General features: G+C 74.6%; 14 protein-coding genes and 1 riboswitch. Of the genes, 5 read left to right on the top strand and 9 right to left on the bottom strand.

Annotated elements, in window-relative coordinates; translation table 11 throughout:
• Position 1: 1 nt before the first annotated feature.
• The 5 genes from bluB to ABZ914_RS12595 form a co-directional block, all read right to left on the bottom strand.
• Positions 2 to 616 carry a 5,6-dimethylbenzimidazole synthase gene (gene bluB, locus ABZ914_RS12615; protein ID WP_500193090.1) on the bottom strand — a complete coding sequence of 205 codons (615 nt, stop codon included), beginning with the start codon at positions 614 to 616 and terminating at the stop codon, positions 2 to 4.
• 45 nt (positions 617 to 661) lie between these two features.
• Positions 662 to 834, bottom strand: a riboswitch (cobalamin riboswitch).
• Between the two features lie 53 nt (positions 835 to 887).
• Positions 888 to 1,307: a DUF4260 family protein gene (locus ABZ914_RS12610; RefSeq protein ID WP_500193089.1), complete on the bottom strand. Its 420-nt coding sequence runs from the start codon at positions 1,305 to 1,307 to the stop codon at positions 888 to 890.
• 86 nt (positions 1,308 to 1,393) lie between these two features.
• Positions 1,394 to 1,963, bottom strand: coding sequence for a DUF4240 domain-containing protein (locus ABZ914_RS12605; protein ID WP_500193088.1), 570 nt, complete (start codon positions 1,961 to 1,963; stop codon positions 1,394 to 1,396).
• Positions 1,964 to 2,040: 77 nt separating this feature from the next.
• Complete coding sequence (locus ABZ914_RS12600) at positions 2,041 to 2,739, bottom strand: class I SAM-dependent methyltransferase (RefSeq protein WP_500193087.1); 699 nt, start codon at positions 2,737 to 2,739, stop codon at positions 2,041 to 2,043.
• Between the two features lie 31 nt (positions 2,740 to 2,770).
• Positions 2,771 to 3,688 (bottom strand): LysR family transcriptional regulator, encoded by a 918-nt coding sequence (locus ABZ914_RS12595; protein WP_500193086.1) that lies wholly within the window; start codon positions 3,686 to 3,688, stop codon positions 2,771 to 2,773.
• Between the two features lie 87 nt (positions 3,689 to 3,775).
• Between ABZ914_RS12595 and ABZ914_RS12590 the strand changes: the two genes are divergently transcribed.
• Positions 3,776 to 5,146, top strand: coding sequence for an MFS transporter (locus ABZ914_RS12590; protein ID WP_500193085.1), 1,371 nt, complete (start codon positions 3,776 to 3,778; stop codon positions 5,144 to 5,146).
• An 18-nt stretch (positions 5,147 to 5,164) separates the two neighbouring features.
• Positions 5,165 to 5,611, top strand: coding sequence for a MarR family winged helix-turn-helix transcriptional regulator (locus tag ABZ914_RS12585; RefSeq protein ID WP_500193084.1), 447 nt, complete (start codon positions 5,165 to 5,167; stop codon positions 5,609 to 5,611).
• Between the two features lie 42 nt (positions 5,612 to 5,653).
• On the opposite strand, the gene ABZ914_RS12580 is transcribed toward ABZ914_RS12585, so the two are convergent.
• The 4 genes from ABZ914_RS12580 to ABZ914_RS12565 are packed head-to-tail and all read right to left on the bottom strand — an operon-like array spanning position 5,654 to position 11,338.
• Positions 5,654 to 6,802: an acyl-CoA dehydrogenase family protein gene (locus ABZ914_RS12580; RefSeq protein ID WP_190858745.1), complete on the bottom strand. Its 1,149-nt coding sequence runs from the start codon at positions 6,800 to 6,802 to the stop codon at positions 5,654 to 5,656.
• A gap of 5 nt (positions 6,803 to 6,807) precedes the next feature.
• Complete coding sequence (locus ABZ914_RS12575; protein ID WP_500193083.1) at positions 6,808 to 7,734, bottom strand: hydroxymethylglutaryl-CoA lyase; 927 nt, start codon at positions 7,732 to 7,734, stop codon at positions 6,808 to 6,810.
• A complete protein-coding gene (locus ABZ914_RS12570) occupies positions 7,731 to 9,668 on the bottom strand; it encodes an acetyl/propionyl/methylcrotonyl-CoA carboxylase subunit alpha (protein WP_500193082.1) in 1,938 nt (645 codons plus the stop codon). Before ABZ914_RS12570 ends, ABZ914_RS12575 begins: the two co-directional genes overlap by 4 nt.
• 56 nt (positions 9,669 to 9,724) lie before the next feature.
• Positions 9,725 to 11,338, bottom strand: coding sequence for a carboxyl transferase domain-containing protein (locus ABZ914_RS12565; protein WP_500193081.1), 1,614 nt, complete (start codon positions 11,336 to 11,338; stop codon positions 9,725 to 9,727).
• 85 nt (positions 11,339 to 11,423) lie between these two features.
• On the opposite strand from ABZ914_RS12565, the gene ABZ914_RS12560 reads away from it, so the two are divergent.
• The 3 genes from ABZ914_RS12560 to ABZ914_RS12550 all read left to right on the top strand — a co-directional run.
• Positions 11,424 to 12,050, top strand: a complete 627-nt coding sequence (locus ABZ914_RS12560) for a TetR/AcrR family transcriptional regulator (RefSeq protein ID WP_500193080.1) — start codon at positions 11,424 to 11,426, stop codon at positions 12,048 to 12,050.
• A 128-nt stretch (positions 12,051 to 12,178) separates the two neighbouring features.
• A complete protein-coding gene (locus ABZ914_RS12555; protein ID WP_500193079.1) occupies positions 12,179 to 13,726 on the top strand; it encodes an AMP-binding protein in 1,548 nt (515 codons plus the stop codon).
• Between the two features lie 89 nt (positions 13,727 to 13,815).
• The coding region (locus ABZ914_RS12550) for a hypothetical protein (protein WP_500193078.1) at positions 13,816 to 14,103 on the top strand (288 nt) is incomplete at its 3' end.

The raw sequence follows: 14,103 nt of genomic DNA, 5'->3' as shown, positions 1-14,103 counted from the left end.
CTCACCAGCGGTCGTGGTGGACGGCCGCGTGGAGGGGGCGGCGGTGCCGCCAGCCGTGCCGTTCGAGGTCGGGGACGGTCTCCAGGTGCGTGACCGGCCCGACGCACAGCCAGGCGACCGGCCGGACGCTCGCCGGGATGCCGAGGAGTTCCTGCAGGTAGGGCTCGCGGTAGAACGACACCCAGCCGACGCCCAGTCCCTCCGCCGTCGCCGCCAGCCAGAGGTTCTGGACGGCCAGGCAGACGGAGTACAGGCCGGCGTCGGCGATCGCGTGCCGGCCGAGGACGGCGGGGCCGCCGCGCTCGGCGTCGTAGGTGACCACGATCGACACGGTGGATTCGAGCACCCCGTCGATCTTGATGCGGGCGAAGCGGGCGGCGGCGTCGCCGGTGAGGGTGGCGGCGAACGCGTCGCGCTCGGACCGGACGTGGTCGTGGAACGCGCGGCGGACGTCCGGGTCGCGGACCAGCACGAAGTCCCAGGGCTGGGAGAGGCCGACGCTGGGGGCGGCGTGCGCGGCGGTGAGGATGCGGTCGAGGACGCCGTCCGGGATCGGCGCGCCGGTGAACTCGGCGCGCACGTCGCGGCGGCGGTGGATGACGTCGTACAGGTTCATGGGCAGGCTCCCGCTGCGGTCGGGCCGCCCAGGGCGGGCGGCCGGTGGAGCGAGGCCGGTCTTCGGACTCCCGGATCGACGCCTCACCGCCCGCCTTCCCGGCCTGACGGCCAGTGGCCGCGCGTGCGCGCGTGGGCGGCGGCTCCCCGGTCACCGCGGCGGGCCCGTGCCGGATTCGCACCGGCTTCCCGATTCTCCCCGAGGGGCACCTCGCGTCAGTTCACGCCGTCCGCGATCGTAGCGGCGCCCGCCTTCGGGTCGGAGGAGGGGGTCAGTGGCGCTGGAAGCCGTCCTTGGTGCGCAGGCCGTAGCCGAGGGCGCGGTCGAACGAGATGTGGGCCATCCAGCCGCAGAGCCCGGCGAAGATCGGAGCCCACGCGAACGGGCCGACCGTGTAGAGGGCCATGAGCGCGAGCGGGACCAGCGCGCGGTGCGCGGTGTTGTAGTACGGGACGGCGCGTGCCGGGAGCTGCCCGCGCTCGACGGTGTGCGCGTCCCGGATCCCGGCCAGGAAGGTGAGGTCGGGCGCGATGAAGAACGCGACCGCGAGGAGCGCGGCGAGCCAGCCGTGGTTGACGCCTTCTAGGACGGCGAACGCGGTCCAGAACAGCGCGTTCGCGCCCCAGGCGGTGCGGCGGGCCACGAGCGCGGCGGAACCCTTGCGGACGGTCGGAGCGGTGGCGGTGCTCATGGCCTGGTGCCCTCCTGCTTGGCTAATGGCGTTAGCTACAAGCTAAGGCTAATGCCATTAGCTGTCAAGCTCATGGTGACAACCGCTCAGAGGAACAAGGCGGCCAGCCGGGGCAGGTGCAGCCGGGTCTCGGCGTCGTTCTCGACGTTCCAGTTCTCGCCCGCGGGCCGCTCGGGCCGCCGCATCGAGCGCACGGCCGACTCCATCGCCGCGTCGAACGACTCGGTCTCTCCCATGACGCGCTCGTAGGTGCTGCGCGCCGCGTAGTGCAGGCCCTCCGCGCCGATCCACCCTTCGTCCTCCCGGGCCATCCGCACCACCGTGGGAACGTCGGCCAGCGTGTCGGGGTCGTCGACGGCGCGCGCGAACACGTCGCGTCCCAGCAGTGCGAGCCCGGCGCGGAAGTCCATGAAGCCGTCGTCGCCGCAGCCGCCCTCAATGAGGTAGGCGGCGTTCCAGAGCGGCCGCCGGTACGCCGAGTCGAGGACGCGCGTCAGCATGGCGTCGAACGCGACGATGCCGGGGCCGTCCAGCTCCGCGAGCCGGTCGGCCACCAGGTCGATCAGCGGGTCGTCGGGGGAGTCGCGGTCGTCGGCGTGCGCGCCGGCCTCGGCCCGCGCGTCCTCGATCAGGGTCCACCACGTCCGCTCGTCCATCGGTCCTCCCGCATGCGCCGGCTCCGCCGTTTTCGCGGACCAATGTGCCGCACGGGTCCGACAGGCCGGGCCGCGGGTCAGCGGGGGCGGGCGGTGAACCAGGCGCCGTCGTCGTCCAGGAAGTGGCCGAGGCGCAGGCCCGCCGCGTCCAGCACCGCGGGAAGCTCCTCGTCGCCGAGGTGCCGGTTGGTGAAGGTGTGCGTCCAGCGCCGCTCGCCGATCCGGTATTCGAGCGTCGCGACGACCGTCCCGGGCTCGGGCCGTTCGAGGTGCGCCACCCGGTAGCGGACGCCGTCGTGCGTCCACTCCCGGGGCGCGTCGTCGTGCCAGTGCCTGCCCGTGTCGCGCTGGACGACGACCACGCCGTCCGGCCGGACGTGGCGGCGGCAGGCCGCGAGGAGCGCCGCCCGGTCGCCGTAGTTGACCAGGTACGACATCAGCAGGACGCAGCCGAACCGGTCGGGCAGGTCCAGGTCCTGGATCGGCGAGCACACCGTGCGCGCGCCCTCGATCCGGGCGAGCATCGCCGCGGAGCCGTCCACCGCCGTCACCGGATGGCCGAACCCGACCAGCGGGCGGGTGACCCGCCCGGCGCCCGCGCCCAGCTCCAGGATCGGCGTGCCGGCCGGGATCGTCGTGTGGACGAGCGCGGCGCTCGCGACGTCCGGCGGGAGCGCGGCGTAGAACTCGACCGCCGACCCGTCGTCCGCGATCTCGCCGGGGCCCGTCCCGGCGCGCCGCCCGTCCTCTGCCGCGCCGTCCTCTGCCGTCGCCATGATCGAATCGTCGGACGGCGGTCCGCCGCCGTCAAGACGCCCGAGCCGCACCGGCCCCGCCGCGCACCAGGCCGGCGGACCGCCGGGCCAGCTCGACCAGGGGGCGGACCAGGGGCTCGGCGCCGGGACGCCACCGGGCCTCGATGTGGACGGCGGTGACCTCGTCGACGGCGGGATCGAGCCGGACGAGGTCGCCGGCGTCGAGCTCGGCGCGGACGGCCGTCTCGGGGACGAGCGCGACGCCGCGGCCGAGCGCGGCCATCCGGCGCAGCGCGGCGAGGGAGCCGGTGGCCATGCCGATGCGGGTGCCCGGGCCGAGGGCGCGGCCGTAGCGGCGGGTCAGCATCTCGGACGTGCACTCGGGGTTGACGATGAGGAACTCCGCCGTCATCAGCGCGGCCGGGTCCAGCGGCGACGCCTGGGCGAGGGGGTGCTCGGGCGCGGCGACCAGGACGACGCGGTCCTCGTCGACGATCTCGTGGGGGCCCGTGGCGGGGGCGCCGTTGTCGTAGACGAACACGAGGTCGAGACGGCCGGCCTCGAGCCCGGCGGCGAGGAACGCGCGGTCGCCGACCGCCAGGTCCACCTCGCGCGCGGTGCCCGGGCCGGCGGCGCCGTGCTGGAAGGCGGCGAGCAGGTCGGTCGTCCACTCGTCGGCGAGGCAGTCCAGGGCGCCGACGCGCAGCCGCGGGGCCACGTCGCGCGCGGCGCGGCGCATCCGGTCCTCCAGTTCGAGCGACTGCACCGCGTAGGGGAGCAGGCGGCGGCCCGCGTCGGTGAGGGCCGTGCCGGTGCTGGTGCGGGCCAGGACGCGGACGCCGAGGTCGTCCTCCAGCCGGCGCAGCTGGATGCTGAGGCTCGACTGGGCGTAGCCGAGCCGCTCGGCGGCGGAGGAGATGCCCCCGGTCTCCGCCACGGCCACGAAGGCCCGCAGGTAGCGCGAATCCACGTCCGGATTATGCCATCGGACTTCTCGATGGCCCCATCGGATCCACGGCCTGTCGGGCGGGGCGGCCGGACGGCGAGGGTCGTGGCCATGACGATCCTCGACAGCCCGCCGGCCCGGCGGGGCGCCCCGCTCCGGTTCGCCGGCATCGCGGCCGGCAACTTCATGATCGCGATGGACGCGACGATCCTCAACGTGGCGCTGCCCGACATGCGGCGCGACCTGCACGCGCCCGCGGCGGCACTGCCCTGGGCGGTGGACGCCTACACGGTGGTGCTCGCCGGACTGATGCTCGCGTCCGGCTCGGTCGCCGACCGGTGGGGCCCGCGCCGGGTGTACCGGGCGGCGCTCGGCGCGTTCGCCGCCGTCGCGCTGCTCTGCGCGGCCGCGCCCGGCGCCGGCCTCCTGGTCGCGGGCCGGGCGCTGCTCGGCGTGCCCGCCGCCGGGCTGGTGCCCGCGTCGATGGCGCTGCTCGCCGCGCTCTACCCGGACCGGGACGAGCGGTCCCGCCGGATCGGCGCGCTCGTCTCGATCACCGGCCTCGGCATCGTCGCGGGACCGGTGCTCGGCGGCGCGCTGGTGTCGCTCGCCGGATGGCGGCTGGTGTTCCTGGTGAACGTCCCGGTCGCGGGGCTGGCACTCGCGGCGTCGGGCGGGCTGAGCGGGCACCGGTCGGGGACGGCGCGGCCGATCGACCGGACCGGGTTGCTGCTGTCTGTCGCGGGGCTCACCGCGCTGACGTTCGGGCTGGTGGACGCGGGGACGAGCGGCTGGCTGCGGGTCCCGCCCGCCGTGGCGCTGCTCGCCGCGCTCGCCGCCGTCGCCGTTCTCCCGGCGACGCAGCGGCGGGCGGCGTCGCCGGTCCTGCCGCCCGCGCTGATGGCGCTGCCCCGGGTCCGCGTGGACCTGGTCGTCGCGGTCGCGTCGCAGCTCGTCTACTACGGCCTGCTGTTCACGCTGACCCAGTGGATGGTGGACGCGCGCGGGCTGACGCCGTTGCAGACGGGGCTGGCGTTCCTGCCGATGACCGTCCCGGTGGCGTTCGTGCCGATGGTCACGGGGCGGCTCGTCGTCCGGTTCGGGGCGCGGCGGGTGATGCTCGCGGGGATGGCGATGGACGTGCTGGGCGGGCTCGTCCTCGCGGGAGGCGGGGCGTCGCTGTGGACGGTGTTCGCCGTCCAGGTTCTGATCGGGACCGGGAGCCCGCTGGCGATCCCGGCGTGCATCGCCGACATGTCGGCGGCCGTCCCGCTGCGGCTGGCGGCGACGGGGCAGGGGGCGCTCAACGCGGCCCGGCAGACCGGCACCGCGCTCGGCGTGGCGGTCTTCGGCACGCTGGGGACGCTGACCGCGACCGGGTCCGTGCTGGTCGCGGTGGCCGCGCCGGCCGCCGCGGTGGCCGGCCTCGCCGCCCGGTCGCGGAGCCGTTTTGATCAGCTTGAACTGGACAGTTCAGACTGAATAAATTACACTGGGGTCATGAGCGACAGCGTCGAGCCCATCTCCCCCTCGGCCGCCCGGGCCGCCCGGGAGGTGCGGGTCGTGTTCAGCCGGCTGCGCCGCAGGCTGCGCGAGATCGGCGGAGCCCACGATCTCACACCGTCGCAGACGGCGGTGCTGAGCCGGCTGCTCAAGGACGGCGCGGCCAGCGCGAGCGCGCTCGCCGCGGCCGAGCGGGTCCGCCCGCAGTCCATGGCCGCCACGATCGCCGTCCTGGAGGAGCGCGGCCTCATCCGCCGCGACCCCGACCCCGAGGACGGCCGCCGCCAGCTGGTCACGCCGAGCGACGCCGGGCGCGAATGGGTCGAGGGCTCCCGGCAGGCCCGCGACGAATGGCTGAGCCGCGCCCTCCAGGACCGCTGCACCGAAGAGGAGCGCGAGACGGTCCTGAAGGCGTTCGCCGTCCTGGACCGCCTCGTCGAGTGACCCGGGCGCGGGAGAGGGCCGCGCCCCCTCCCGCACACGCCGTCAGGACGCGGGCAGGCCGAGGGCGCGGGCGATCAGCATGCGCTGGACCTCGGACGTCCCCTCGCCGACCTCCAGGATCTTCGCGTCGCGGTAGAAGCGGCCGACGGCGTACTCGTTCATGAAGCCGTACCCGCCGAAGACCTGCGTGGCGTCGCGGGCGTTGTCCATCGCCGCGTTGGACGCGACGAGCTTGGCGATCGCCGCCTCCTTCTTGAACGGCTCCCCGGCCAGCATCTTCGCCGCCGCCGCGTAGTACGCGAGGCGGGCCGTGTGCGCGCGGACCTCCATGTCGGCGATCTTGAACTGCATCGCCTGGTAGCGGCCGATCTCCTTGCCGAACGCCTCCCGCTCGCCGGCGTAGCGCAGGCACTCGTCCACGCAGCCCTGCGCCAGGCCGACCGACAGTGCGGCGATCGCGATCCGGCCCTCGTCCAGGATCCGCAGGAACTGCGCGTAGCCCCGGCCGCGCTCGCCGACGAGGTTCTCCGCCGGGACGCGGACGTCGTCGAACGACAGCTCGCGGGTGTCCGAGGACGACCAGCCGACCTTGGAGTACTTGCGGCCGACCGTGAAGCCGGGCGTGCCGCTCGGCACGATGATCGTGGAGATCTCGCCGTCGCCGGTGAACGCGGTGACGGTCACGAACGCGGTGATGTCGGTGCCGGAGTTGGTGATGAACGCCTTCGACCCGTTGATCACCCACGAGTCGCCGTCCAGCCGGGCCGTCGTCCGCATCCCGCCCGGGACGTCGGAGCCGCCGCCCGGCTCGGTCAGCCCGAACCCGGCGAGCTTCTCACCGGACGTCAGCATCGGCAGCCAGCGCGCCTTCTGCTCGTCCGACCCGAACCGGTAGATCGGCATCGCGCCGAGCGAGACGCCCGCCTCCAGCGTGATCGCCACGGACGAGTCGACCCGCGCCAGCTCCTCCAGCGCCAGGCAGAGCGCGAAGTAGTCGCCGCCCATGCCGCCGTGCTCCTCGGGGAACGGCAGCCCGAACAGCCCCATCTTGCCCATCGCCGCGACGATGTCGTACGGGAACTCGCCGCGCTCGTACAGGTCGCCGATCACCGGGGCCACGGTCTCGCGCGCGAACCGCTCGACGGTGCGCCGCAGTTCCTCCTGCTCGTCGCTGAGCTTGAAGTCGATCATCAGGGTTACTCCGATTTCGGTGACAGGGCCTGGACGACGCGGGACGGGCTCGGGCGGCCGAGCCGCCCGGCCATCCAGCGGCTGGTGGCGGCGAGCGCGTCGAGGTCGACGCCCGTCTCGACGCCCAGCCCGTTCAGCATCCAGACGAGGTCCTCGGTGGGCAGGTTGCCGGTGGCGCTCTCGGCGTACGGGCAGCCGCCGAGGCCGCCCGCCGACGCGTCCACGACGGTGACGCCGGCGCGCAGCGCGGCGAGGGTGTTGGCGAGCGCCTGCCCGTAGGTGTCGTGGAAGTGCACGGCGAGCCGGTCGGTGCCGATGCCCGCCGCGGCCAGCGCCTCGATCAGCGCGGTGACGTGGCCTGGCGTGCCGACGCCGATCGTGTCGCCGATGCTCAGCTGCGAGCAGCCGAGGTCCATCAGCCGGGACGCGACGGACACGACCTGCTCGATCGGGACGTCGCCCTCCCACGGGTCGCCGCACGCCATCGACACATAGGCGCGCACCCACAGCCCCTCGGCGCGCGCGCGTTCCACGACGGGCGCGAACATCGCGAGCGACTCGTCCACGGTCCGGTTGAGGTTGCGGCGCGCGAACGTCTCGGTCGCGCTCCCGAAGATCGCGATCTCGGTGATGCCGTTCGCGAGCGCCCGGTCCAGGCCCCGCTCGTTCGGGACGAGCACCGGGTACCGGACGTCGCCGGACCGGGGGAGCACGCCGAGCAGCTCCTCGGCGTCGGCGAGCTGCGGCACCCACTTCGGATGGACGAAGCTCGTCGTCTCGATCGTGGTGAGCCCCGCGCCCGCGAGCCGGGTGACGAACTCCGACTTCACCTCGACCGGGACGACCGCCTTCTCGTTCTGCAGCCCGTCCCGCGGCCCGACCTCGTAGATCGTGACGCGGTCGGGCAGGCCCGGCAGCGGTGTCGCCATCATGCCTCCTCGATCACGGCCAGCACCGCGTCCAGGGCGACCTGGGCGCCCGCGCGGGCCGGCAGCTGCGCCACGACGCCGGCGCGCGGCGCGGTGACGGTGTGCTCCATCTTCATCGCCTCGACGACGACGAGCGGCTGCCCCTCGTCCACCCGGTCGCCCTCGCCGACCTTGACCGCCAGGACGGTGCCGGGCATCGGGCTGCGCAGGACGCCGTCGCCGGACGCGTCCGCCGCGGCGCCGCCCTCCGCCTTGACGTGCTCGGCGAGCGCCCACGCGCGCCCGTCGCGCCCGAGCCAGAGCGTGCGCCCGTCGCGGGCGGCGGTGAACGAGACCGTCCGGCCGCCGTAGGTGAGGGTCGAACCGGTCAGCGACGCGTCCACCGGCTCGCCGTCCCCGACGGCCACCCGCGCGGCCGCGGCCCGCCCCTGCACGCGGACCTCGACGGGCTCGCCGCCGGACGGCGTGATGATCCACGGCGTCCAGGCGTGCGCGCCGGGGCGCCAGCCGTCCGGGATCGCCCACGGGTCGCCGTCGGCGGGCTCCAGCGCGAGCATCCGGTCCAGCGCGGCGGCGGCGAGCACCTCCGGCGGCGCGCCGCCGTCCGCGGTCAGCTCGTCGAGCGCCCGCTCCACCAGGCCGGTGTCGAGGTCGCCGGACGCGACGGACGGGTGCTTCAGCAGCGCCCGCAGGAACGCCACGTTCGTCGGCACGCCCAGCAGCGTGTACCCGGCGAGCGCCCGGTCGAGGCGGTGCAGCGCCTCGGTGCGGTCGCCGCCGTGCACGATCACCTTCGCCAGCATCGGGTCGTAGGACCCGCCGACCTCCGTCCCGACGTCGAGGCCGGAGTCGACGCGGACGCCCTCCGGCTCGTCGAGCGCCAGGACCGTCCCGCCCGTCGGCAGGAAGCCGCGCGCCGGGTCCTCGGCGTAGACGCGCGCCTCGATCGCGTGGCCGTCCAGCCGCACGTCCTCCTGCGCGAACGGCAGCGGCTCGCCGGCGGCGACGCGGAGCTGGAGCTCGACCAGGTCCAGGCCGGTGACCAGCTCGGTGACGGGGTGCTCGACCTGCAGCCGGGTGTTCATCTCCATGAAGAAGAACTCGTCCGGGCGGTCGGCGGACACGATGTACTCGACCGTCCCGGCGCCGACGTAGCCGACCGCCTGCGCGGCGGCGACGGCGGCGGCGCCCATCCGCGCGCGGGACGCCTCGTCCAGCAGCGGCGACGGCGCCTCCTCGACGATCTTCTGGTGCCGGCGCTGCAGGCTGCACTCGCGCTCGCCCAGGTGGACGGCGTTGCCGTGCGCGTCGGCGAACACCTGGATCTCGATGTGCCGGGGGTTCTCCACGAACCGCTCGGCGAGCAGGGTGTCGTCGCCGAACGAGCCGCGCGCCTCGCGGCGGGCGGACGCGATCGCGTCCGGGAGGTCCGCCGCGTCCCGGACCAGCCGCATGCCCTTGCCGCCGCCGCCCGCGGACGGCTTGAGCAGCACCGGAAGCCCGACCTCCAGCGCGGCGGCCTCCAGCTCGGCGTCCGACAGGCCCGGCTCGTCCCGGCCGGGGACGACCGGGACGCCGGCCGCGGCGACGGTCCGCTTCGCGCGGATCTTGTCGCCCATCGCCTCGATCGCGGCGGCGGGCGGCCCGATGAACACCAGGCCGGCGTCCGCGCAGGCCCGCGCGAACGCGGTGTTCTCCGCCAGGAACCCGTACCCGGGGTGGACGGCCGCCGCGCCCGCCGCGCGGGCGGCGCCGACGACCGCGTCGATGTCCAGGTAGGAGGGGACGCGCAGCGCCTCGTCGGCCTCGCGGACGTGCCGGGCGCGCGCGTCGGCGTCGGTGTGGACGGCCACCGACCGGATCCCGAGCCGCCGCAGCGTGCGGAACACGCGGACGGCGATCTCGCCCCGGTTGGCGACCAGGACGCTGTCGAACATCGATGCCCCGCGCCGGGAAGGCGCCGTGGCTCCGTGCCGGGAAGACATTGGGCCCCTCACATCCGGAAGACGCCGTAGCCGACCGGCTCCAGCGGTGCGTTGGCGGCGGCGGACAGCCCGAGGCCGAGGACGCGGCGGGTGTCGAGCGGGTCGATCACCCCGTCGTCCCACAGCCGGGCCGTCGAGTAGTACGGGTTGCCCTGCGCCTCGTACTGGTCGCGGATCGGCGCCTTGAACGCCTCCTCGTCGTCGGCCGGCCACTCCTCGCCGCGGGCGTCCATCTGGTCGCGGCGGACCGTCGCGAGCACGCTCGCGGCCTGCTCCCCGCCCATCACCGAGATGCGGGCGTTCGGCCACATCCACAGGAAGCGCGGCGAGTACGCCCGGCCGCACATCGCGTAGTTGCCCGCGCCGAACGAGCCGCCGATGACGACCGTGAACTTCGGGACGCGCGCGCACGACACGGCCGTGACCATCTTCGCGCCGTGCTTGGCGATGCCGCCCGCCTCGTACTCGCGGCCGACCATGAAACCGGTGATGTTCTGCAGGAAGACCAGCGGGACGCTGCGCCGGTCGCACAGCTCGATGAAGTGCGCGCCCTTCTGCGCCGACTCGCCGAACAGGATGCCGTTGTTGGCGACGATCCCGACCGGGTGCCCGTGGATCCGCGCGAACCCGGTGACCAGCGTCGTGCCGTACTCCTTCTTGAACTCCTGGAACCGGCTGCCGTCCACGATCCGCGCGATCACCTCGCGCACGTCGTAGGGGGTGCGCGGATCGGGCGGGACGACACCGTACAGCTCGGACGGGTCGACCGCCGGCTCCTCCGGCGCCGCCGCGTCCCACGGGCGCGGCTCGCGCGGGCCGAGCGTGCCGACGATGTCGCGGACGATCCGCAGCGCGTGCGCGTCGTCCTCGGCGAGGTGGTCGGTCACCCCGGAGGTGCGGGAGTGCAGCTCGCCGCCGCCCAGCTCCTCCGCCGTCACGATCTCGCCGGTCGCGGCCTTCACCAGCGGCGGGCCGCCGAGGAAGATCGTGCCCTGGCCGCGGACGATCACCGCCTCGTCGCTCATCGCCGGGACGTAGGCGCCGCCCGCCGTGCAGGAGCCCATGACCGCGGCGATCTGCGGGATGCCGCGCCCGGACATGGTCGCCTGGTTGTAGAAGATGCGGCCGAAGTGCTCGCGGTCGGGGAACACCTCGTCCTGGCGGGGCAGGAACGCGCCGCCGGAGTCGACCAGGTAGACGCAGGGGAGGCGGTTGTGCAGGGCCACCTCCTGCGCGCGCAGATGCTTCTTGACCGTGATCGGGTAGTACGTCCCGCCCTTCACGGTGGCGTCGTTGGCGACGATCACGCACTCGCGGCCGGACACCCGGCCGACGCCGGTGATGATCCCGGCGCCCGGCGCCTCGTCGCCGTACATGCCGTTCGCGGCGAGGGGCGACAGCTCCAGGAACGGCGAGCCGGGGTCGAGCAGCGTGTCGACCCGGTCGCGGGGGAGCAGCTTGCCGCGCGCCACGTGCCGCTCGCGGGCCCGCTCGGGACCGCCGCGCCCCGCCAGGTCGACGCGGTCGCGCAGCTCCGCCGCCAGCGCGGCGTTGTGCGCGGCGTTCGCCTTGAACGCCTCGCCGGCCACGTCGGCGCGGCTGCCGATCTCGGGTCCGGTCATGGTCCCCTTCCCTGTTAATGCTCGTTAACAACGCCGATGCTAGAGATGTTAATGCTCATTAACAAGCTTGGTCTAGACTTCCTCCATGACCTCCTACCCGGCCGCGGCGCCCGGCGACCCGGCGCCCGGCGACCCGGCCGCCGGTACGCCCCTCGCCGCGGTGAACCCGCGCCGCGCGGAGATCCTCGCCGCCGCGGCCGAGCTGTTCGCCTCCCGCGGCTACCACGGAGCGTCCATCGGCGACGTCGGACGGGCCGTCGGGCTCACCGGCCCCGCCCTCTACCGGCACTTCAGCGGCAAGGAGGCGGTCCTGGGCGAGATGCTCGTCGACATCAGCGAGCGGCTGCACGCCGAGGGCGTCCGCCGCGCCGCCGACCCCGACCCCGGCCGGGCCCTCGACGCGCTGCTCCGCTTCCACATCGCGTTCGCGCTGGACAACCCCGCGCTGATCACCGTCCACGAGCGCGAGCTCGACAACGTCCCCGCGCCGCAGCGGCACGAGGTCCGCCGGCTGCAGCGCGCCTACGTGGAGGAATGGGTGGCCGTGCTGCGGCGGCTGCGCCCCGGCCTGCCCGACGGGCGGACGCGCGCCGCCGTCCACGCCTGCTTCGGCCTGCTGAACTCCACCCCGCGCAGCGCCGCCGGCCTCGACCGCGACGCGATGGGCGCCCTCCTGCACACCATGGCCCGCGCCGCCCTCGAAGCCGCCTGACGGGCCGAGCCGGCGCCCCGGACCGCCCCGGATTCCGGACGGTCCGCAATCTTGACGCGCCGCCCCACGGGTGGGTCATATGGGATGAAAGGTCACCGGTCATCCCACCCGCTGCAGAGGAGAGCCGTATGGGCGTCGAGGGCGTCGGCTTCTACGAGATCGCGACCAACGACCCGGACCGCCCGGCGATCCTGGCCCCCGGCGTCCCCGTCTCCTACGGCGAGCTGCACGCCGAGGTGAACCGGCTGTCGAACGCCCTGGACGGGCTCGGCCTGCGGCCCGGCGACGCCGTCGCGACCGTCCTCGGCAACCGGCCCGACTTCCTCACCGTGCTCCTGGCGGCGATGCAGTCCGGCCTCTACATCGTCCCGGTGAGCCGCCACCTGACCGCCCCCGAGATCGGCTACATCCTCGCCGACTGCGGCGCCAGGGCCGTCGTGACCGAGAGCGCCTTCACGCCCGTGGTGTCCGGAGCCGCCGACGAGGCCGGGATCGCCGCCGAGCTGCGGATCAGCGTCGACCCGGCCGAGGGGTACCGCTCGATGGCCGGGCTGTGCGCGTCCGGCAGCGCCGCACCGCCCGCCAAGCGCCGGATGGGCTCCATCATGCTCTACACGTCCGGGACGACCGGGCGCCCCAAGGGCGTGCGGCGCCCGCTGCCGGACGTCCCGCCGGAACTGCTCTTCGACGTCATGCGCACGACGCTGATGACCCACCTCGGCCTCGAACCGGGCGACGAGGTGCACCTCGCGATCGGGCCGCTCTACCACTCGGCGCCCTGCGTCCACGCGATGATGGCGCTCAGCCTCGGGCACGCCGTCGTCGTCGCGTCCCGGTTCCGGCCCGAGCCGACCCTGGAGCTGATCCAGCGGCACGGCGTCACCAACTCCTTCATGGTGCCGACCATGTTCCACCGCATGCTCGCCCTGCCCGACGACGTCCGCGCCCGGTACGACCTGTCGTCGCTGCGGCAGGTCTACCACAGCGCCGCGCCGATCCCCGTCGAGACCAAGCAGCGGATGATGGACTGGTGGGGGCCCGTCCTCTACGAGTACTACGGCTCCACCGAGAGCGGCGCCGTCGTCGTCGCCACCCCGCAGGACTGGCTCGCCCACCCCGGCACGGTCGGCCGCGCCGTCGACGGCGTGCGGATCAAGATCCTCGACCCGGAGGGCGCGGAGCTGCCGCCCGGCGAGACCGGCCTGATCTACGCCGCCGGCCAGCCCGGCTTCGAGTACCACCGCGACCCCGGCAAGACCGCCTCCACCATGCGCGGCGAGTTCTACACCCCCGGCGACCTCGGCCACCTCGACGAGGACGGCTGGCTCTACATGAGCGACCGCCGCACCGACCTCATCATCTCCGGCGGCGTGAACATCTACCCGGCCGAGATCGAGTCCGTGCTGCTCCAGCATCCCGCCGTCGGCGACGTCGCCGTCATCGGCGTCCCGGACGAGGACTGGGGGCAGCGCGTCGTCGCCCTCGTCGAGCCCGCGGACGGCGCCGTCGCGGGCGACGCCCTCGCCGCCGAGCTGCTCGCCCACTGCGAGCCCCGGCTCGCCAGGCTCAAGCACCCGCGCCGGGTGGAGTTCCGCGCGTCGCTGCCGCGCACCCCGTCCGGCAAGCTCAGCCGCAGCCGCGTCCGCGACGCCTACCTGCGGGAACAGGCGGGCTAGGCGGTCGCTCGCGGCGCCCGGGGGAGGGGCGCCGCAAGTCGCCGGCGGGACCGTCGAACGTTCCCGGGTCGCGCCGCGTACAACGGCACATGGAAGACCAGAAGGTCGCCCCGTTCGACAGCGCCCCGACCCCTGCCGCCCCGACGTTGACCGATCTTCCAGTGATCACCGACCCCGGCTTCTACACCGACCCCGCGTACGCCGCCCAGAGCGTCCCACCGGAGGACGCGCCGTCCCCGCCCGCCGGTGACGGCGCCGGCACGGGACTCGACACGGGGCTCGACACCGTGCCCCGCGCCGGGATCGCCCGCTTGGGCGACCCGGTCGCGGTCTGGCCGTGCGCCGGCTTCGGCACGCCCGTCCCGCACCCGGTGCGC

Source organism: Spirillospora sp. NPDC046719, assembly GCF_040645715.1.
In the GTDB taxonomy this organism is placed as follows: domain Bacteria; phylum Actinomycetota; class Actinomycetes; order Streptosporangiales; family Streptosporangiaceae; genus Spirillospora.
This window is presented reverse-complemented; position numbering and strand designations above follow the sequence as displayed.